The organism is Leptospira sp. GIMC2001 (assembly GCF_028462125.1).
Taxonomy (GTDB): Bacteria; Spirochaetota; Leptospiria; order Leptospirales; family Leptospiraceae.
Genome location: NZ_CP115468.1, coordinates 2658188 through 2679505, shown reverse-complemented (window position 1 = coordinate 2679505; position 21318 = coordinate 2658188). Strand labels below are relative to the sequence as shown.

17 protein-coding genes are annotated in these 21318 nt (G+C 37.1%); 11 read left to right on the top strand and 6 right to left on the bottom strand.

From position 1 onward, the window contains the following. Positions 1–59 precede the first annotated feature (59 nt). Positions 60–464: an STAS domain-containing protein gene (locus O4O04_RS13865; RefSeq protein ID WP_272532363.1), complete on the bottom strand. Its 405-nt coding sequence runs from the start codon at positions 462–464 to the stop codon at positions 60–62. 91 nt (positions 465–555) lie between these two features. Between O4O04_RS13865 and O4O04_RS13860 the strand changes: the two genes are divergently transcribed. Continuing rightward, a complete protein-coding gene (locus tag O4O04_RS13860; RefSeq protein WP_272532362.1) occupies positions 556–1791 on the top strand; it encodes a bifunctional 3,4-dihydroxy-2-butanone-4-phosphate synthase/GTP cyclohydrolase II in 1236 nt (411 codons plus the stop codon). Between the two features lie 26 nt (positions 1792–1817). Here O4O04_RS13860 and pdxH read toward each other — a convergent pair whose 3' ends face one another. From pdxH to O4O04_RS13845, 3 genes are read right to left on the bottom strand one after another with little or no spacing between them, the layout of a single operon-like run. Further along, positions 1818–2465: a pyridoxamine 5'-phosphate oxidase gene (pdxH, locus tag O4O04_RS13855; RefSeq protein ID WP_272532360.1), complete on the bottom strand. Its 648-nt coding sequence runs from the start codon at positions 2463–2465 to the stop codon at positions 1818–1820. Continuing rightward, positions 2458–3285, bottom strand: a complete 828-nt coding sequence (locus O4O04_RS13850) for a prepilin peptidase (protein ID WP_272532359.1) — start codon at positions 3283–3285, stop codon at positions 2458–2460. The genes pdxH and O4O04_RS13850 overlap by 8 nt, the downstream gene beginning before the upstream one ends. Further along, complete coding sequence (locus O4O04_RS13845) at positions 3285–4376, bottom strand: pyridoxal phosphate-dependent aminotransferase (RefSeq protein WP_272532358.1); 1092 nt, start codon at positions 4374–4376, stop codon at positions 3285–3287. The genes O4O04_RS13850 and O4O04_RS13845 overlap by 1 nt, the downstream gene beginning before the upstream one ends. A 78-nt stretch (positions 4377–4454) precedes the next feature. Between O4O04_RS13845 and O4O04_RS13840 the strand changes: the two genes are divergently transcribed. From O4O04_RS13840 to O4O04_RS13820, 5 genes are read left to right on the top strand one after another with little or no spacing between them, the layout of a single operon-like run. Further along, on the top strand, positions 4455–7466 hold the full coding sequence (locus O4O04_RS13840) for an AAA family ATPase (RefSeq protein WP_272532357.1): 3012 nt from the start codon (positions 4455–4457) through the stop codon (positions 7464–7466). Positions 7467–7468: 2 nt separating this feature from the next. After that, positions 7469–7954, top strand: coding sequence for an SsrA-binding protein SmpB (gene smpB, locus O4O04_RS13835; protein WP_272532356.1), 486 nt, complete (start codon positions 7469–7471; stop codon positions 7952–7954). Then, positions 7951–9291, top strand: coding sequence for a ribosome biogenesis GTPase Der (gene der / locus O4O04_RS13830; RefSeq protein WP_272532355.1), 1341 nt, complete (start codon positions 7951–7953; stop codon positions 9289–9291). The genes smpB and der overlap by 4 nt, the downstream gene beginning before the upstream one ends. Then, positions 9288–9947 (top strand): glycerol-3-phosphate 1-O-acyltransferase PlsY, encoded by a 660-nt coding sequence (gene plsY / locus O4O04_RS13825; protein ID WP_272532354.1) that lies wholly within the window; start codon positions 9288–9290, stop codon positions 9945–9947. Before der ends, plsY begins: the two co-directional genes overlap by 4 nt. Beyond that, positions 9944–10573 (top strand): hypothetical protein, encoded by a 630-nt coding sequence (locus O4O04_RS13820; protein ID WP_272532353.1) that lies wholly within the window; start codon positions 9944–9946, stop codon positions 10571–10573. Before plsY ends, O4O04_RS13820 begins: the two co-directional genes overlap by 4 nt. Here O4O04_RS13820 and O4O04_RS13815 read toward each other — a convergent pair. Further along, positions 10519–12951, bottom strand: a complete 2433-nt coding sequence (locus O4O04_RS13815; RefSeq protein WP_272532352.1) for a 6-hydroxymethylpterin diphosphokinase MptE-like protein — start codon at positions 12949–12951, stop codon at positions 10519–10521. The genes O4O04_RS13820 and O4O04_RS13815 overlap by 55 nt on opposite strands. Before the next feature lie 88 nt (positions 12952–13039). On the opposite strand from O4O04_RS13815, the gene O4O04_RS13810 reads away from it, so the two are divergent. Then, on the top strand, positions 13040–15817 hold the full coding sequence (locus O4O04_RS13810) for a chromosome segregation SMC family protein (protein WP_272532350.1): 2778 nt from the start codon (positions 13040–13042) through the stop codon (positions 15815–15817). A 104-nt stretch (positions 15818–15921) separates the two neighbouring features. Continuing rightward, positions 15922–16194, top strand: coding sequence for an RNA recognition motif domain-containing protein (locus O4O04_RS13805; protein WP_272532349.1), 273 nt, complete (start codon positions 15922–15924; stop codon positions 16192–16194). Positions 16195–16451: 257 nt separating this feature from the next. Here O4O04_RS13805 and O4O04_RS13800 read toward each other — a convergent pair whose 3' ends face one another. Beyond that, positions 16452–17591: a tetratricopeptide repeat protein gene (locus O4O04_RS13800; protein ID WP_272532347.1), complete on the bottom strand. Its 1140-nt coding sequence runs from the start codon at positions 17589–17591 to the stop codon at positions 16452–16454. A gap of 282 nt (positions 17592–17873) precedes the next feature. Between O4O04_RS13800 and ilvB the strand changes: the two genes are divergently transcribed. From ilvB to O4O04_RS13785, 3 genes are all read left to right on the top strand, one after another. After that, complete coding sequence (gene ilvB, locus O4O04_RS13795; RefSeq protein ID WP_272536105.1) at positions 17874–19574, top strand: biosynthetic-type acetolactate synthase large subunit; 1701 nt, start codon at positions 17874–17876, stop codon at positions 19572–19574. Further along, positions 19571–20050 carry an acetolactate synthase small subunit gene (gene ilvN / locus O4O04_RS13790; protein WP_272532345.1) on the top strand — a complete coding sequence of 160 codons (480 nt, stop codon included), beginning with the start codon at positions 19571–19573 and terminating at the stop codon, positions 20048–20050. Before ilvB ends, ilvN begins: the two co-directional genes overlap by 4 nt. A gap of 63 nt (positions 20051–20113) precedes the next feature. Beyond that, positions 20114–21307 (top strand): outer membrane protein assembly factor BamB family protein, encoded by a 1194-nt coding sequence (locus O4O04_RS13785; RefSeq protein WP_272532343.1) that lies wholly within the window; start codon positions 20114–20116, stop codon positions 21305–21307. The last annotated feature ends 11 nt before the right edge of the window (positions 21308–21318 follow it).

Here is a 21318-nt window from a genome sequence, read left to right as displayed (position 1 = left end):
TTGGAGACCCTTTTGAAAAGATTCAGAATCAAAAGGGTGTGATTGCTTACAATAAATTATTATTTCTTGAGAAGGTTGTCGATGTCGCTATCGTCATCGTCCATGTATTTTGCTTCGAAGTCTGGTTTGGAAAGGATTTCAAAAAACATATCCAACTTAGCTAGTTTGAATACATTTTGTATCATTGGCTTCATTCCAATCAGAAGGAGTTTCCCATTTTTGGATTTTAGAGAATTGAGGCATTTGATTAGTGATCCAATTCCAGATGAGTCAATATAATCCAACTTGCTCATATCAACTGCGATATATTTTGGTTTAGATTCAAGCTGCTTGTTAAAGATGTTTTCAAATTCTTCGGTAGATTCTATGTCGTATTTTCCAGAAATTTCAATGATTTTGATATTTCCTAGTTGGCTGAGCTTAAGTTCCATTCTATATCCTTCGTCTGCAATTGTTCGGTTCATATCATTAGAAAGAAACTCGTGTTGGGATCAATGATTTTTCAGTGTCTTTTATATCAATTTTGAAAAATTTGGTATATAGGAGTTCCTACCTATGGTAAAACCCATCGAACAAGCTATCGAAGATATTAAAGCAGGCAAGATGATCATTCTTGTCGACTCGGAGGATCGAGAGAACGAGGGAGATTTGGTTATTGCGGCAGAATTTGCTACCAAGGAGCAGATTAATTTCATGGCAACTCATGGACGCGGGCTGATATGCATTCCTATGACCAAAGATCGGTTGCGAAAGTTGGGTCTTGGCAAGATTCAAACCGGAAGTGGTGATAAACATGGAACTGCATTCACCATTTCCGTAGATGCAAAAGAAGGAACAACAACTGGGATCTCTGCCGCTGATCGTGCCAAAACCATTGAAGTTCTTTTGGATCCGAACTCTACAACAGAATCATTGATTTTTCCTGGACATTTATTTCCCTTGGAAGCCGTTCCTGGTGGAGTGCTTCGTCGTGCGGGTCATACGGAAGCATCCGTGGATCTAAGTATTTTGGCTGGGCTAAAACCTGCTGGTGTGATCTGCGAAATTATGAATGAAGATGGGACGATGGCAAGACTTCCTGATCTTGAATTATTTGCCAAGAAGCATGATTTAAATATTTATACAATTGAAGACTTGATTCGCTATCGTCAGAATCAAGACAAGCTGATTCATCTTGAAGTAGCAACACGATTGCCAACTGACTATGGTGATTTCGAAATTAGAGCCTATTCTACGTTAGTTGACGATAAGATCCATGTAGCATTGGTGAAAGGTGATATAAAAGCCGATGATCCAGTTCTTGTTCGTGTTCACTCGGAATGTCTCACTGGTGATATTTTCTTCAGTAAACGTTGTGACTGTGGATCGCAACTTCATTCGGCTTTGAAGATGATTGAAGATGCTGGTAAAGGAATCCTTCTCTATATGAGGCAAGAGGGTCGTGGAATTGGACTTATCAATAAACTAAAAGCCTATCAGATTCAAGACACAGGAGCTGATACGGTGGAAGCAAATCTTCAATTGGGATTTGCCGCTGACTTAAGAGATTATGGAATTGGCGCGCAGATTCTAAAAGATATAGGCGTTCAGAAAATGAAGCTTATGACTAACAATCCAAGAAAGATTGTTGGACTGGAAGGTTATAACCTAAGTGTTGTCGATAGAGTTCCCATCGAAATCATCGCTGGTGATGAGAACCATCACTATCTCATGACCAAGAAAATGAAAATGGGTCATCTATTAACCATTGATGCAAGTAAGCTTACACCACTTCATAAAGAAAAAAATTAACTGATCTAGTTAGTTCAATGATATACTCATGGAGATAGACGAATCTTTTGCCATGTGGAATTTTCTTTTTTGAAAACAATTCTATCGTGCAACCTCGATGGTCTTCCTTGCCAAAATTCGATTCGATCGGAAACCAAACCATATCCACCCCAATTCTCAGGAATAGGAATCGGATTAATATTGGCAAATTTTTGCAAAAATTCTTCGTATTTTTTTTCTAAACTTTCACGCGAATCAAGTGTTGAAGACTGCAGTGAAGTATGTGCGCCAATCTGGCTTTCTCTCGGTCTCGAATGGAAATAAATAGTTGATTCTTCTCTGGAAAGTTTTTCGACTAGACCATCAATACGAATCTGTCTTTCTAATTCTGGCCAGAAAAACAATAGACTAACATTTGGATTTTGCGCAATTTCTTGTCCTTTATTCGATGAATAATTGGAGTAGAATTTAAAAATCCCATTCTCCACTCCTTTTAGAAGTAGAATCCTAGAAGATGGTCTTCCAGATTTTGAGACGGTTGATACAGACATAGCGGTTGGTTCTGGAATTTTAGCATCCACAGCTTCACTCATCCAAAGATTGAAAAATTGGATTGGGTCATCTCCCACATCTTCTTCATCCAATCTTTCCTTAGAATAATTTTTACGTATGCTAGCTAGATCTATCTCACTCATAAGCTTCTATCTCCATTCCCCATTTCATAAATACCAATTTGGCAATAAAACATATCAACAATCCTAAACAAAAATATACACCCATGGGAATGGGAGTATTTCTGATTCCTTTGCTCCTGTCTCGAAAAATAAATGTGAATAGAACTGCAGGAATATATGATGCGTTGATAAAAAGCATCCACCATGGATGTCCAGTTAGAAAAGCAAAGACTGGAGCGAATAGAACATCTCCGAACCCGATTCCTTGCGGATAGAATAGATACAATATCAAGAAAAAACCAATGAATCCAGCTAGAACATAGTAATCTTCTAATATAGGGAATCCGTCGTTGATCAGATAATTTGCAATAAATCCCCAAATAAAAATCCAGATTAGATTCTCATAGTCCAGAGAGAAATAAGTTATATCTGTATAGATAGAAATCAAAAGATGTCCTTGCAGTAGAATGATTAAAACAGCAATCCAAGGGCTATCACTCAAATAAAAATACAAACATCCGCTAATCGCAAATAGCAACTCTCCGATCGGATAGATCAATGGAATTTGATAACCACATTCTTTGCATTTGCCTCGAGTAAGAAAGTATCCAATAATTGGAATGAGTGCAACTGCTGGAATTTTCGCCTCGCAATTCTCGCAATGGCTCGGATGAATAAACAACTCATAGAGGCGTCTTGCACCCTTATAAATTTTCCTATTCTGAGAATAGTATAAATCCAAAATTCTATAGGCTAGATTGAAGTAGAAGCTTCCCAAGCAAGCTCCGATAAAAAATAGAGCTATATAAATAGGAATCAATTCGATGTTAGTCTCAAGCATCAGGCAAGTCTCTGAAGTGCAGCTATTCCTTTTTTCAAACTATCCCATTCACTTGCAAAAGACAAACGCACATGATTGTGGTCTTCACAGAAAATATATCCCGGAACTAGAATCAATTTTTCTTTCTCTACAGCCTTGTTCACAAAATCTTCATCACGAATGGGAACTTTTAGAAAAAAGTAAAAAGCTCCATCCGATTTTTCAACTTCATAATGGTCTTTTAGATTATCATATACATAATCTCTTTTTTCTCTATAATCTTGAATATAGGAACTCATATCTGTTTTGAGTGCTTCGAGTCCAGCCCATTGAACGGGGGCGGGTGCACATACTACCGTGTATTGCTGCAATGTTGTAAGAGCCGTGATGATTTCTTGCGGTGCCAATATAGTCGATAAACGAAGTCCTGTCATATTATAAGTTTTGGAGAATCCAGACAGAGTGATCGTTTTTTCGTAAAATGAACCAACAGAGATAAATTTATTATCATAGTCGAATAGTTCATAGATCTCGTCGGATATTAAATGAGCTCCAGTTGATTCCGCAAGCTCTGCCAATGCAGTTAATTGAGTTTTCGAAAGAATTTTTCCAGTTGGGTTTGAAGGTGATGAAAAAATAATCAATTTGAATTTTCGATCTTTTAACTTAGATACCATTTCGGGTGTGAAATTTTGATCCAGTGTTGTGACTTTTGCGCCATAGAATCCGAGCATAGAAGGATACATTAGGAAATAAGGACTGATCACCAAACATTCATCATCTGGATCAACTAAGGCATTGAATAACAGAAATAATGATGAACTAATTCCCGAAGTAACTAAGACTCGTTCCGCTGTTGCATAAGATATTGAATTTTCCGTTCTATATTTATTTGCCATTGCCTCTCTGAGTTCGGGAATACCAGCGGTCAATGTGTACGAAGTTTTCCCGTTGTCTAAGGCTTTTTTCATTGCTTCTACAATATTTTGTGGACAAGGGAAATGAGGCTGCCCAATAGAGAAGTTGATTGGATTCTCAATTTTGCTTGCTAATTCAAATGCTCTTCGAATCGGTGAGCTATCTATGCGTGACATTTTTTTGGAGAGAGACATTGGTATAGCGTCTTTTGGACAGATGATGCGTCAATAGAATTTGGTTGTCAAAGTAAGTGTCTGACAGATTCTAAACCTATGAAAAGCGTAACCATCGCAGGCATTCAGATTCCTTTATATGAGAACGGAAATAGGTCTCTGATCTTTCCTTCCGATTTAGTTGAGACAGATTCTACCATCAAGCAATTGCAAAATATTCTTTATCCAATGCTCGAAGGTCGTCCAGTTCTACTTGTTGGTGATGCTGGAGTTGGTAAGAACGCATTGGTTTACTACATCAACTCAAAATTACAGAAACCCACTTTGAGGTTTAGCTTAAATGAAGATACTTTACCAGAAGATTTAATTGGCTCCTACCGAGTTCTAATGGATGGCAAGGGATTTGAATGGGCAAATGGTCCGCTTACAACTTCTCTCATGGAAGGTTATTCATTTGTCGCGGACGAAATGAACTTAGCAACTCCACATATACTCAAGAGATTCTCTTCTGTTTACGAATCGGGATTTTTGGATTTGTTAGAGGGTTCCGGAGATCGAATCTATGGACGTGATGGTTTTCATTTTATTGGGACTCAGAATCCTTCAGAAGGATTTGAAGGAAGAAAACCTTTACCCTTTGATATTACGAAACATTTCTCTGTGGTCTATATTGATCCGCATACTCCTGACGAGATTTTATTTATACTTAGTAAATTGTATCCAGACATTCCAAATGATTTTCTAACTCGTGCAATTCGTACATCCCTGGAAGCAGAACTTGCAGTCAAGCAAGGAGAGATCGGTCGAGGTGATTTAGAAAAATACCATTTCAATATTCGAGTTCTTAAGAAATTTTGTGAAAGGGTTTTATTATTCGGCAAACAAGATGAAGAAATTTATCTAAGAGAAGCGTACAATCTGTTCTATGAACCCTTTCGAAAACCAGACGACCGAGCAAGAATCAGAGAATTGCTAGCTGAGATTTGGAAGGATAAAAATATTCCAAATCTTCCTGTAAAATTTGAAATCAACAAAAATACTTTGTTCTGCAATGATAAAGAATTGAAGATTAATGATGAGTCGGAGATGAAACAAACTCTAAGCTCATTGCCAATGCCAGAACCGATTCTTTCTTTTATGGAAAAGGTTGTAACAATCTTCCAGAATAAGGAAAACCTTCTTATAGAATATAGGCAAGATCAAGATCCGCAGGAATTTTTCCCATTGGTAACTGAACTTATGGGCAATCCGGTAGAACTTGTATCTTTATCCAAGGGTGTGCACACATCAGATATTGTTGGATCACTTAAGCCAGTTGGCAAAAATGAAGTGGGTTGGACGGATGGTCCTCTCACAAGAGGAATTCGAAAAGGTGCAACGATTGTAATCACGGGACTTGAATCAGCAGGTGCAGAACTCGTAGAGAAAATGAACATGCTTACCGATGATGCTAAATCTCTAGCCTTACCACCTGAAAGTGGTGAAGTCATTCCAATAAAACTTACTGATAACTCTAGAGTAATTGCTTTCAAATCCTTCAGAAGTTCGAAATCTCTACCTACAATTTCTCGTGCATTTCGTAACCGTTTTACGCCTGTTTTATTTCCTGAACTAGAAGATATAGGAACGCTTAAGGAAGTGTTGAGTTTTTATTTACCTGAAGGATTTCTTCCAGAGGCAATGGCGAAATACCATTTAAAACTCAAAGAACTATCTCATAAGCGTACAATTGGTTCGGCAAATTTGGTTCCGTACTCATTTGGACTATCGAATCTACTGAAATGGAAAGACCATTTGATTCGATACAACCAGAAAGATCTGAAGGAGATTGCGATTCGAGGTGGAAAAATCGCATACACCAACCAAATCTCAGATCCAAAAGAACGAGCCGAGCTTGAGAAAATTTTGGATTATACAATCCAAGGAATCGAGTTGGAATCAGGACTCTTCGAGAAAATCGAAGAGAAAAAAAAAACTTTTACCCAGGCAACTGATCTAGAAAAGAAAATGTGGTGGGACCCAGAACTACATAAAAGGGAACCACTTACTGGCAAAGCCAAAAAACTCAATTCTGGTGATCCGCTCAAGCGAGGTCTTGAAATCAATACTCCACCTACCGGCGGTAATGTGAAAGAAGGTGCTGATGCTTGGTATGGCAAGGACACCAGAGGCAACATGGGTCAAGGCGAACCTGCTGGTGGAGGTGGTGCTTGGGGATACCGAACGGAAGAATTGTACAAACAATTTCTTAAGAAAAGAAGACTTCTCTGGGACTATAAGATGGCAGTTTCTCAGCAGGAATTTTACGAAGTATTTGGCAAAGAATTAGAAGAAGTTGAATTGAACTTAGAACGTCTATTTGATCCTGAAGTTGATATCACGAGAATGTATCGAAACGAAGGATCTAGAATTGATGCAAGACGATACCTCAATTTTCGAAATGGAAAAGGAGATAGTCGCATTTTTGATAAAACTCTAATTGAGAAAAATGAAGAGAAACTAAAAGGGGTTGAAGTTGCTTTTCTAGTCAGTAAGTGTCGTCGGGTTTTTAACTTCGATTATTCGGTTGCTGTTTTGTCTGCACTTCTCACTTCCACCTACATTCTTCGTGATCATGAAGTTGATTTTAGCGTGCATACTTATAGCGACATCAAGAATACAAAAGAAAAAATTGATATCATTCATGCGAAGAAATACGAAGATGAATTCGATGAGAGAGCAGAGTCGGAATTGTTCAACTTTTTTACCCAAGGTTGGGAAGGGGACTCAATTCCTGAATATCAGATTCTCGAGAACTTGGATAATTTTTTTACTCCTGACTCGCAAACTAGAATTGTTGTGATTGTCTCTGATTTTCGGGGTCAGAGGGCAAAAGCGGAAATAGATGATGAAATTGCAAGCAGAGAGACTCAGTTACTAAAACAAGCTGTCCGTAAGAACGAGTCAAAAAATTATGTATTCTTAGGAGTTGGTTTGGGGAGTCGCTACATAGCGGAGCATATTTTTCATGATTCAATTCAAGTTACTTCTGAGAATTTCTACAATATGCCGAATCTCATTGGATCAGAATTGTCAAGGTTGATTCTGACTCATCATAGCCAAAGGAACTAAGAATGTCTAAGACTGATAATTCAAAATCTAAAGCACCTGATGCTCTCGTTAATAAAAAAGCGAGATTCAATTTTGAATTAGGAGAAATCTTTGAAGCGGGAATGGTTCTTACAGGATCCGAAGTAAAATCGCTAAGAGAAAAAAAGGGAAATCTTACTGATGCTTTTGCAAAGGTAAAGCGGGGCGAAGTGTTCTTAGAAAATCTACAAATCCCGAAATATAAAAACAAAGGTTACTCAGAACATATTGAAATACGCCCAAGAAAATTGCTACTTCATAAGAAAGAAATTTCCTTAATGGAAAAGGCAATAAAAGAAAAAGGTTTGGTGTTAGTTGCAGTAAAATGTTACTTCAAAGATAATAGAAGATTTAAAGTGCAAATCGCAATAGCAAAACCAAAGAAATTATATGATAAACGAGAAGATTTGCAGAAGAAAGATGCAAAAATTGAAATTGAAAGAGCAATGAAGGGAAGATTACGAACATGAAAAAGCCTCCTATAGTAACAATTGTCGGAAGGCAAAATGTCGGTAAATCGACTCTATACAATAGACTTGCAGGCAAAGCTGCACATTCGATTACAAAAAATATTCCCGGTGTAACGAGGGATGTATTAGAGATTTTCGTTGATCGAGATGATTTAACTGGGCCTATACTTTTGAGAGACACACCAGGTCTAGATTTAGATTCACTCGATGAGATGTCTCAGTCAATAATTGAAGTTAGTATGAATCATCTAAGCGAATCTGATCTTATCATTCATGTAATGGATAAGAAAGATATTCAAGAATATGATCATAGGCTTATGGAACTTTTTCGTAAAGATAAAGTTTTACGTAAGATCCCAACTCTGGTTGTTGCAAACAAAGCAGATTCCGAGAAAGAAGAAATGGATCTTGAAGATTTATTTAGAATTGGAGTGAAAGAAGCAATTCCTGTATCGGCTCTAGGCAAGAGAAATCTTGGACTTGTATTCGAGAAAATCAATCTATTACTACCGAACCATCGTGATTCTGGGATGCTTGTTCCTGATCTAAAAATCGCAATTGTTGGTAAACCCAACTCTGGCAAATCTTCCCTTCTCAATGCAATTCTTGGTTATAAGCGAGCGGTTGTAAGTGAGATCGCCGGAACTACAAGAGATTCTTTGAACTCGTATTTTAAATACAAAGATAAATTAGCCGAGCTTACAGATACAGCTGGAATTCGAAAGAAAAGTAAAACGGCCGAGAGTTTAGAATTTTATTCTTATAAGCGTACACTTCGTTCGATCGATGAGTCAGGTTTGGTTGTATTTTTACTGGATGCAACGAAAGGAGTAGGCGATTACGACAAAAGGATATTTGCTTATTTAGAAAAATCAGGTAAACCAGTCGTAATTGGATTCAATAAATGGGATCTGATTCCAGACAAAACAGATAAAACGCTAAATAATTATAAAAAAGATATATTATCTCGCTTTCCCGCGATGACAGATAAACCAATTATAACTTTGAGTGCTATGACAAGGCAGAGAGTGAATTCTTTACTTGATAAAGTATGGGAATTGGATGATCGAACTAAGGTAAAAGTATCTACTTCTGAGCTTAACAAAAAAATCAAAGAATGGCTATCGGATGGTAAGATCGCGATGGCATCCAAAAGACCACCTAAAGTTAAGTATGCGACTCAAGTATCTGCCTTACCATTCCATGTAATTTTCTTTGTCAATAGTAAGGAATTGTTTACACCCAATGTTCTGAGTTATTTTAGAAAAAAAATCAATAGTGAATTTGGATTGGGTGGTGTTCCTGTAAAAATTGAAATTAGGTCGAATGAGAAATGAATGTTGTTGTTTTATTTGGAATAGCTTCCTATATTCTTGGTGCTATTCCTTTTGGATTTATAATTGCGAAATTTTTTACAAACGTTGACATCCGCGAACATGGAAGTAAAAATATTGGAGCTACCAATGTTGGGCGTGTTATAGGTTGGAAATACGGGTTCATAGTCTTGATTTTGGATGTAGCAAAGGGTGCGATTCCAGTTTTATTTGGCAAATTTATTGCCGCGGATCTGCATGATTGGATTCCCCTGAATCTATCGTTATTGCTTGGTTGTCTTGCAATTCTTGGACATGTATATACTCCATTTCTTAAGTTTAAGGGTGGAAAGGGTGTTGCAACAGCCCTTGGAGTTTGCCTTTCTTTAGTCCCCCTAACAACGCTTGCTGCAGTTGGTGTTTTTTTTGTTGTCTATAAATTATCTGGATATGTATCACTCGGATCTATGATAGCGAGCTTGTCTATGCCTATCATTTATTATTTTTTCGATAGCCTTCGTGTAGTTTCGGCTTTATCTTTTCCGCTACTTTATGTTTTATCTGCTGTAGCTTTTGTAATTATCATTAGTCATCGCGAGAATTTGGTTAGAATATATAAAGGTCAAGAGCTTAAAGCAACTTTGAGAAAAGGAAGCTCTGCAAATTTGGACTCAAAATGAAATTAGAAAGAGACTCGGTTCTATCGAAGCAAGCTAAGATATATCTTATGAGTCGATTTTTCGATTTTCACAAAAATATCGAAATTCAAGATCTTTATAAATGGTTGTACTATGGCGAATTTGGTTACGAAGAACAGAATGCATTCTTGCGAGCAAGGAAATCAGTTCCTCAATTGCAACTTTTGCTTGATCAGATCGATACAGAAAAAAGTTTTGAGCAACAGATTGATAGAGTTTGGGAGCCTATGGGTTGTTCGCATCGATTCGTAATGGTCTATATAGCGCCATACTTTCGAAAAGAATGCCCGCTTGTAAGAATGGTCAATTTAATGGAACGATCTCCTGCGTTTCGAGGATCAAGAATGCAATTCAAATTAGATTGGAGTATTCTAAAAGAATATGCAATGCAAAGAGATAAAAAATTTACCAAAGAAGAATTTTATCAATTTGAGGATCGAATAGGATTTCATCAGTTACCGAGTCAAGAATTCTCTGAAGAATTTCAAGAAACCCATCCCTATGCTTATCGAGTTGTTAGTCAGAAATTATTTTTTGAATACTTTCCAGAATTTTATGATGAAGATCGATTGTTTTTGGAAAAGAAATCAGGGTTCATCATCGGATAGATTTTTCTTTTTAACTTCTTAAACTCCCTCTCAATTGTATCCAATGTCAATTTTCTTTTTCGAATAGAATCGAGTTGGTCTCTATGCCGCAATAGATAAACTTCTGTTTTGCGATACAGTCGTCTTAGATACAATCTACTTTTGAACCAAGATTCAATTTCGACATTATAGTTTTCAGAATTCTTCCAAATTTTCACTTTATTGAGTAGGTCTAAAATATCATCATAAATGACATTGGCTGGATCTTGCCGATCAGATTTTTTGATGTGAGTTGGCTGGGCATCTTTAGAACTTTGATCTATCCATGGCTTCCAATTTCTCCAAGGATAATTATGAGATTGCTTCGTTGCTAATATAACTTCGGCTTCATGGGATTGCATATTTTCCATTCCAGAAATATTTGCTCCATTCAATCCAATATTAATTAACCGCATATTCGCCAATGAAGAAGCAGATTCTTCAAACCAACTTCTGTATAAATCTAGAACATAATCGGTTAAAACTTGCGATCCATTAATTGAATCTACGTATCTAGTATCTCGTTTTCGTACTATGATCTCGTTGATTCTTTCTAAACTATTTTTTCGATTTATGAGTCCGAGCCATTTTTCGTTATGATGAGTTCCTGTAGAGTGAATTTCTCTACCAGTATAGGCAAGATCTTGACCAATAAAAAATATTTCTTTACATCCCATAAAGCGCAATGCATCAAAGGCAGTTGTTGCAACCGATCCACCTGATTGAATATCACCGATGTCACCGATCCAATCTTGAGCAAATTCTCCACCTGCAGTTACCTCGCGATTGAGATTGCCCGCAGCATCATTTGTATACTTTGCTGTCATACTAAATACTACGGATCTAGGTTTGATCGTGTCTAGTAGATATGGGGCAGAAACCATGTCAGCAAACAACGGAACTTTTCGAATATCCTCACCAAGAAAATGAAAAATACTATTCATCTGAGCATCCAGGGTATATATTCCATCTGGAATTATATTGTATTTTAATAATACTTTTAGCGATGTATCGCATGACATTATAAAAAATTTGTCTCGAAATTTATGAATAAATTCCAAATTTTTTCTTAAACTTGGACCCGCTGATACGAGTAAAGCCGGAATCGACTGCAATTTATCTCTAAAATCAGATATCAAAAAATTATTACCAGAATGGAAATATCTTATTGTGTTTCTGAGTATATTCGAAGTCCATAAAGTCTCAAATTCAAATTTGGTAAGCAAGTCACTCATCTTTGCACTAAACGTTGCAAGAATTCTTTCCTCCACATGATGATAAAAATTTGGATTGGAATCGATACTCGATTTATTTCGAATGATTTTTACTCCAGAGATTCGTTCAATAGGGAGTCCGTCGAAATAGTTCCATAGCAAACTAATAAAGCTCTCACCGCAAAATATATGTCTTCCAGGAACTTTTGCAAATTCTTGCAAATATTGATTCCATAGCAATGGAACTATTTTTTCACTATCATCAATTGCAATGATTACTTGGTTAGGTGGGATTTTGGAATTGCTGTATCTGATTATTTCTGGGTTTCCGAGTCCTAGTAAAATTACCAAATCCCTGTCAGAAGGTGAGGATGTATCAAAATTTCTCTGCGCTTGTGTATAACTGTCATAAGAACTTGCCAAATTTACTTGATTCTTTGTTACATAGTTACAAAGTATTTTGTTCTCGAACTCTTCTTGAATTATTGATTTACTCAATGGAGTAGAATTTGCTCCACGATCATTCGAATATTCCAATTTTCTATTTGACTTGGATTGGATTGAAGCAATATCCTCTTTTGGAATTTCAGACTCGATGTTTTCTGATTTAGTGAAATCGGGAATATTTTCCGATCGTTGATCAGTTTCGAATGAAACATGATTCTCAGAGTCTCCATCAGGATTAGAATTTTTATCTTCATCAGTAGTCAATGAGACATAATCCACACGAATTAGTTCCGGATTCGAATTCATATCATTTTCCAATGAGACATAATTCAAGTTAGCATCTGCATCAAGAATCGAATCCTTATTTGTATCTAATGTGACATAATCCACAGTGTTTACATTAGGATTTGAGTTTTCTCCTTCATCCAATGTGACATAATCCACAGAGCTAACATCATGATCAGAATCCTTATCTCTATCCAATGAGACATAATCGTCACCAAGATTTGCATTTTCAGATCCAGCGAATTCAGTAGTTTCACTGGATGCTGATAAACTCTCCAGCGAATTCAATTTTTGAATTTTTGTAGGAAGCAATTGCAAGTCAGAAGAGTCATCATCCGACAAAACAAAATAATTTTGCAAATATGGTTTGCGTTTAAAAATTTCACTTTGCAGACGATCTGGAGTTTGAGACATAATACTTACAGGTAAAATTATACCTCAGGAAATTCTGGTCAATAGGGAATTTTCATTCTAAAACAAAAAGAGACATAAAGAGAATAACATGCATTTAAAAAGCTTAAATATTGTTGGATTTAAAACTTTTGCTGATGAGACGGAAATTGTCTTTGATCCAGGATTTACTGCAGTTGTTGGACCGAACGGATGCGGTAAATCGAATATTGTCGACTCGGTAAAATGGGTATTTGGTGAGAAGTCTGCAAAAGGTTTACGTGGTGAGAAGATGGACGATGTAATTTTTCACGGATCCGAAGCTCGCAAATCTGCAGGCTTTGCCGAAGTCTCTATACTTTTTGATAACTCCGACCATTTCTTTCATGTTGATTATCCACATTTTAAAATCGCACGTAGACTATACCCTGATGGAGAAAATGAATATTATATAAACGACGTACGTTCTGCACGCAAAGATGTTGAGAAGACGCTTCTTGATACGGGAATTGGCAAGTCCAGTTATTCGATCATGGAACAGGGTAAAGTTGATCAGCTTCTCAATTCAAAGCCAGAAGAGCGGCGCGCCATTTTCGAAGAAGCTGCCGGCATTTCACGTTTCAAATTAGAAAGAAAAGAAGCTTTAAAAAAACTAGATGATACTGACAAGAATCTCCAACGCATCTCGGACATTTTGCACTCAATGCAAAAGGAAATGGAGACTAAAGAGAGGCAATCTGAGAAAGCTGAAATTTATTTCAAATTAAAGAACGATATGAATGAAGCTGATAAGAATATTCGGTATATGAAGATTCGTGATTTCAAAATCAGACTTCATAAATATGAGTCGGAACTTGCAGAAATAAAAGAAAAAAATCAACTCCTATTGTCTCAAATTTCGGAGGAGACCGGGAGAATCGAAGCACTTGAGCAAGATAAATCCAATGTAGAAAAAGAAATCGTAGAAATTGATAAAAAATTAATGGATCATCTATCTCGAACTCAAGTTCAGAAAGAAAAAATTGCCAAAAATAAAGAAATTATTTTGGACTATGATAACCGAATTTTGGAAATGAACGATTCGATTCGAAAAGAAAATGAAGCATTGGTTCGATTGCAGTCGGAACGAGAATCCATTCTAACTCAGATTCAAAATCTAAGAGAAACCTGTGAAGCTTTGCGTGAAGAATTATCTCTTGTCTCGACTTTAAAAAACGACCTACAGGCAGAGGTTGAGGCCGAACTTGAAGCAATTAAGAAGAGAGAAATTCGCTTAAGTGATAATGAGACGACAAATACGAAATTACGTGAAGAAACAAGGGATGTAATTTTGGAACTCGTGCTTCTTCTTGAGTCTAGAAAGAAAGATGCTCAAGGCAAAGAAGAGGAGAGGTTGGTTCTTAAAGAAGAACTTTTGAATACTTTAGAGAATTATACATCTCAATTCCTAGATGTGAAAAATCAAATCGTCCAAGGGAATTCGAACAATGTTGTCTCCTTGATCGAGCAGATTGATCTATCTGGATTCAAATTGAATTTGCAGAATTATATGGACTTGGATGACCACTTCCGATCTATGTTTTTGGAAAAAGACGGAATCCTCTCTAAGAAAGAAGATCTAGATCGTCGGATGGAAGATTTGATTTTGGATAATGAGAATCTAACACGCGCTAATCGAATTTCACAAGAAAGAATGGATACACTTCGTTCCGATATAGAAATTAAATCACACGAAATCGTTACATTAGAAAAGAAAATTCTAGAGAATACAGCTCGTGAATCCAATCTCCAAGAAAACCAAGAAGGCTTGGTTCTTAGAGAAAAAGAACTTTCTGAACGAATTCAGGGTATTGCAGAGTCGCTTGTGCATTTGCAGGAACGTAAATTTGAATTCGAAGAAGAAGTTCGTAAACTTGAGAAAGAAATTGAAGATTCATACAATGAATTTCTTTCTATGAGTAAGGCTCTTGAATCCCAGAAAGAATCGCTAAAAGCAATTTTGGGAAGTATCCATGAACTTAAGAGCAATATTGCCAAGAATCAAGAAGTATTCCAGGGACTCTTTCCCATTCTTACTGAGAAAGAGAAAAATTGCTCAGCTCTTCGTGTTCAGATCGAATCTGTATCGGAAGAACTCTACAACGATTACTCGATGACTGAATTAGAATTAGAAAACGAGAGATCCCAACTCGAATTGAAAAAAACGGATGAAGAAGCAAGACTACGCAACGCCAAATTTGAAATTCAACAATTAGGATCGATCAATCCTCTTGCAATAGAAGAGTATAGAAATACAAAAGAAATCTACGAACACCATAGAAAGCAAAAGGAAGATATTGAATCATCTAAAAGAGATATTGAAACAGTTCTAGATGCAATCAATAAAGAATCGGAAGTTTTATTTCGTGAGACTTTTGAACGTATACGGGAGAATTTCCAAGAGACTTTCTCCACATTGTTTAGAGGTGGTCGTGCATCGTTGGAACTTACTGAGAAAGAAGATTCATTGAATTCCGGAATTGAGATCTTGGCAGAGCCGCCAGGTAAGCATGTTCAGAACCTACGATTGCTTTCTGGAGGAGAAAAATCTCTTACTGCTATTGCATTGATGTTTGCGATTTATATGGTAAAACCTTCGCCTTTCTGTTTTCTAGATGAGATTGACGCTGCATTGGATGAAGCGAATAAATTGAGATTCTGTGCAATCTTAGATAAATTCAAAGATAAAACTCAGTTTATTGTGATATCACATGCCCAATCCACTATTTCTCGCGCGAATGCAATCTTTGGTGTGACAAATGAAGAAGCAGGTATATCCAAACTTGTCTCTTTGAAACTGGAACAAGCTCGAACATTTGCAGAGCATTTACCTAGGGCTTCGGTTGGATAAGGGCAAAAAAATCTAACGCACTTTAATTTCTTGCTTTTAAATGTTTCAAAAATTCACTTGACGTAGTGTGCATTCTTTGCACAGAGATTTAGGAGAATTTTAAGATGAACATCTATGTAGGAAATTTGTCATATGGTATGACTGACAGCGCTCTTGAGGCACTATTTACTCAATTCGGGTCCGTATCAGACAGCAAAATTATTATCGATCGCGAAACAGGAAGATCCAAAGGATTCGGCTTTGTTGAAATGTCTAACAACCAAGAGGGTGAAGAAGCAATTCGTCAACTCAATGGAAAGGAAATCGAAGGTAGAAGTCTACGTGTAAACGAAGCAAAACCTAATACCGATAAACCAAGACGAGGACCACGTCATTAATAATGGAACAGCTCTACGCCTGAGGCAACTCAGGTGTGGAGTATTTTACTTCAAATTTTAACCTTTTTTAGAATTCTACAAAATCCGCTTCTTTTTCAAATCCCAAAGCTTCAAGAAAACAAAATCGCTTACCAACTTGAACTCGAACTTCAACTTGGACTTTTCGACTTCAATTTCGAACTTCAGAATGATATTTGATAGAAAATGCAGATTTGATTCGAACAAATCAAAATCTTATTTTTTTAGAAATTAGTGATTTAGTCACCTAACTTAAAGTTTTCGAGTCGATCTACAATCTCGGAATTGTTAGGATATTTTTTTATAGCTTCTTCCAAAACTCCAATCGCAGCTTGCGTTCGATCTGTATGATACCATAGATCCGCTAATTCAAGAGAAGGTCTTGGATCCATCGGAAATTTTATTCTTAGTTCTTGGTATATATCTTCCGCTTTGCCAATCTCACCAATGAGTCGAAGGGAAGCAGCCTTTCCAAGTAGGGCATAGTAGTCATCACCTGCTAGGAGAATTTTATTGAAGCACTCGAGAGCCTTATCATACTCACCCATTCCACGTAAGCTATCTGCATAACGATTGATGATGAGCTTATTGTCTGGATCAAATTTTAATATCGCTTCCCAAAATTCAATCGCCTTCTCGAAATTTTTCATACCCCGATAAGATTCTGCAAGACCATAGAGTGCAAAAAAGTTCTTATCATCTAAGCTTCTTGCCTTCTCATAATATATGATCCCCTTTTCAAAATCTTTTATCTTACGATAGCTATTGCCAATCTCGGTCAAAATTTTTATATTTCTTGGTTGTGTGGAAAGTAATTTCTCCCACCATTGAATCGCTTCTTGGTACCTTTGGCAGGCAAAATACAAATGACCCAAGCCAACGATCACATATTGATCATTCGGATTGATCTGTAGAGCTGCCATATAATAGACTTCGGATTCTTTGAAATTCTTTAGCTTACGATGGGCATCAGCAACACGAGAAAGAATACTTGCATCGGTAATCATAATATGGCGAAATTCTTCAGCGACCTCAATTACTTTCTTAAGTTGATTGAGATCCCGATAGCAATTCATAATTCCCATTAGGGAAAATTTATTCGATGAATCTGCATCTAGACATTTTTTATAAAATTCAACAGCGGACTCAGGATTTTTGGTTTTGAAAAGAAGATCCCCCATTCCCACAAGTCCATAAGTATTGGCTGGATCAACCTCAAGTAGATTTTCTAGCTTAGCTTTAGCTTCCGAATATTTTCTCGCGTCGAGATATCTATATGCCTCTTTCGCTAAACTTTTGATTTTTGCAAAATGTTCTTCTTCTTCACTCGTTGGAGTTGTGATTGGGTTGCCGTTTTTGATTTCTGATAGTGGATCCATTTTGCTTAAAACTTTTTCGTTTATCTTTGTTTGCTTCTGATACTAAAAAAAAATATCTCTATATCATTTGACTATTTTAATCATTGGAATCATTCGATTTCATTTCTGTAAAGCCTTTACTGAATTATTTTTTCGTGAGCCAAAATGTATGATTATTTATGTTTTAATGTTGTAAGAATATTACAAAAGCAAGGCGAATGAATGGAAAGCAGTGGAAACTTGGCAGGAAACGAAGTTGACTTCCTCCTATTCTATGGAGTCATGACTTTTAAGAGTAATTTCATGGATAACCCAGACAAAATTTCAGGCGCGAGGCTACTCGTTGAACTTTTAGAAGAAAGAGGAGTTGATATTGCTTTCGGATATCCCGGAGGCGCAATTCTTCCTTTCTATGACGAACTGTATCATAGCAAAATAAAACATATCCTGGTGCGCCATGAGCAAGGTGCAATTCATATGGCTGAAGGTTATGCAAGGGCAACCGGCAAGCTGGGTGTCTGTATCGCAACTTCGGGTCCAGGTGCGACCAATTTGGTTACGGGTTTAGCTGACGCAAAAATGGATTCAGTTCCAGTTCTCGCAATCACCGGACAGGTTGCCACAAATGTGATTGGAACAGATGCTTTCCAAGAAGCTGATATATTTGGAATTACCATCCCTATTACAAAATACAATGCCCTAATGAAGTCAGCGGATGACATCGCTCGTCATTTTGAAGAAGCTACGAAAATTGCAATGGGAGGCAGGCCAGGTCCTGTACTTTTGGATTTTCCAAAAGATGTACAAACTCAACTAACGAATGTTCGCAAAGCAGGTAAGTTGAAAATTGATTCCAGACATTATGAGAGACCAAAAGTTGTCGGTAATGTGGAAGATTTTGCGGAAGCATTGAACCGTGCAAAACGTCCGCTTCTATATGTGGGTGGCGGTGCAATAAATTCTTTTGCTGCAGCTGAAATAAAATTACTCGCTGAAGCGGGAAATATTCCTGTTACTACCACACTTATGGGAATCGGGGCTTTTCCGGGAACCCATGAACTTAGCCTTGGAATGCTCGGTATGCATGGAACTGCATATGCGAATAAAGCAGTAATCGAATGTGATTATATTTTGAATTTGGGTGCACGCTTCGATGACCGCGTTGCAAAAGTGGGCGAATTTGCTGAAACAGCAATTCGTGCCCATATAGATATTGATTCAGCGGAATTTAACAAGCGGATCGATGTGGATTATATTTTACATGGTGATCTAAAAGATTCCATTCGCGAGATTCTACCTTTTGTAAAAAAAGTGGAACGCTCAAGTTGGATTGAACGAATTCAAGAATTAAAGAAAACGCATGTATTGGAATATGATTCATCCAGCAATACAATTAAACCTCAAGATTTTCTTGAAAGAATGTATCGTAAGACAAAAGGCCAAGCAATAGTATCAACAGACGTTGGTCAGCATCAAATGTGGGCAGCTCAGTATTATCTCTTCGATGAACCGAATAATTGGCTCACATCTGGTGGACTTGGAACTATGGGATATGGATTGCCTGCGGCAATCGGTGCAAAATTCGGAAGACCTGATAAAACAGTTATCTGTGTGTCAGGCGATGGTTCTATTCAAATGAATATTCAAGAGCTTGCAACTATTTCGATGTATAAACTTGGAGTGAAGATTGTTATATTCAATAATAATTTTCTTGGAATGGTTCGCCAATGGCAGGAATTGTTTTATGAAGAAAGATTTAGTGAGTCAGAATGGAATTACAATCCTGATTTTGTGAAGCTTGCTCAAGCCTATGATATCCCTAGTCTGAAAATTTCCTCTAAAGACGAGATAGATAAAGGATTGGATTTTTTATTCAAAGATGAAGGCTCAGCTTTGATTGAGGTTATGATTCCAGCAGAGGAAAAAGTTTTCCCTATGATTCCATCTGGACTATCACAAAAACAAATGATCCAATTCAAAGATCATATGAAGTTAAAGAAATGAAGCATACATTAAGTATATTGGTCAATAATCATCCTGGAGTAATGAGTCATGTATCAGGACTTTTTACAAGACGAAGTTATAATATTGATTCGATCGCAGTCGGTGTAACAGCTAATCCAGAAATCAGTTCTATGACGATTGTTGTAAACGGAGACGATGCAACAGTTGGTCAAGTGAAGAAGCAACTTCTGAAGTTACCGGATGTTTTATCAGTTGAAGATCTTGCTTATCATGAATCTATCAATCGGGAATTGGTCTTAGTTCAGGTCAGCTTGACGGATTCAACTCGAGTGGAAGTCCTAAATACTCTGGAAGCTTTCAATGCAAGTATTGCTGAATTGACCTTGGAGTCGGTCTTGGTTGAATTTTCTGGTAACACAAGGCAAGTTACTAATTTTATTCAGATCATGCAGAAGTATGGAATCCTGGATATATCAAGAACGGGTCAGATTTCCTTAAAATACAAAGGTAAGTAACAGCTAAATTTTTTTTTTACTTTCCGAATAGATTGGTTTATATATAATTGAACCAATTTATTTATGGCCTTCACATTTAGAGAACTCAAAGAATTCGATCCCAAAACTAGACTTAGAGTGGATGAAGTTTTTCATCTTTCTAGTGCTGGCTTGCAAGCTGATGATCCACTTGGTGATTTATTAGTTCAAAGCCATAGTCCGGGCGAAGCACCTGGTCAAGCTTTTCAAGATTTTAGAACTAAGGGACATATCACTGCAGGATTGGTTCAAGTAGAATCACCAAAAGGTGGTCAATATTTTCTTTCCTTGAATCATCGTGGAGAAGTCATTCTTTTCGAAGTGAAGGGCGGCAAGGCTGCACCGTCATGGAATATCACAATCCCAGGCGCATTTTATAGAGGAGCTGTAATCGTAGATGGAATTGCTTTTGTTGTAACTAAGCAAGGAACAGTTACAGGTCTTAAGTTGAATTGGGATGCTGAAGGTAAGCCTTTAGAGCCAGAAACTATCTGGCAGAGGGCGATGAATCAGACCGTGTTTTCGAAATTACTATCGACTGGAAAAGTTCTAATTGTCGCTTCAATGAATTCAATCCATGCTTATGACTGTTATGCGGGCGGAGTCGGTGAGACTGGCAAGCTCGGCCGCAAACTTTGGGAGACAAGAATATCAGGGAGTGTTTCCTCGCCGGAAATTGGTCGAGGATCAGTTTTTATTGGATGCGAAGATCGACATATTTACTCGTATTCTTATTCAGCGGATGGACTTAGTAGTGGCTGGAAAGTAAAAACTGACGGACCAATTCGATCCAAACCATATCTCGCTAAGAAAGGTAGCTTTCTTCTTGCGGGTTCAATGGATGGAGTTTTGTATGCAGTTGAACCTAATGCCGGCAAGATTCTTTGGACATTTCCCGCAAGAAATCCTATTCATTCAGATATAATTTCATTTATGGAAGGCAATGATGAATACTTTTTGTTCGGTAATGATTCTGGTACTGTTTTTTGTTTAAATTTTTACGGCAAAGAACAATGGAAATACAATACTGATGGACGTATTCGAAGCGAATTCTTGATTCACGAGAATAACGTGTATTTTGGCTCGGAAGATAACCATTTGTATGGTCTTAACAAAATGACCGGCAAGTTGGTATTGAAGTATGCGACTGAAGGTAATATAAATGGCTCACCAATTATTTTTGATAACCGATTGTTTGTGGGTTCGACCGACTGTTTTATTCATGGGATTTTCGTTTAAGGAGAATTTAT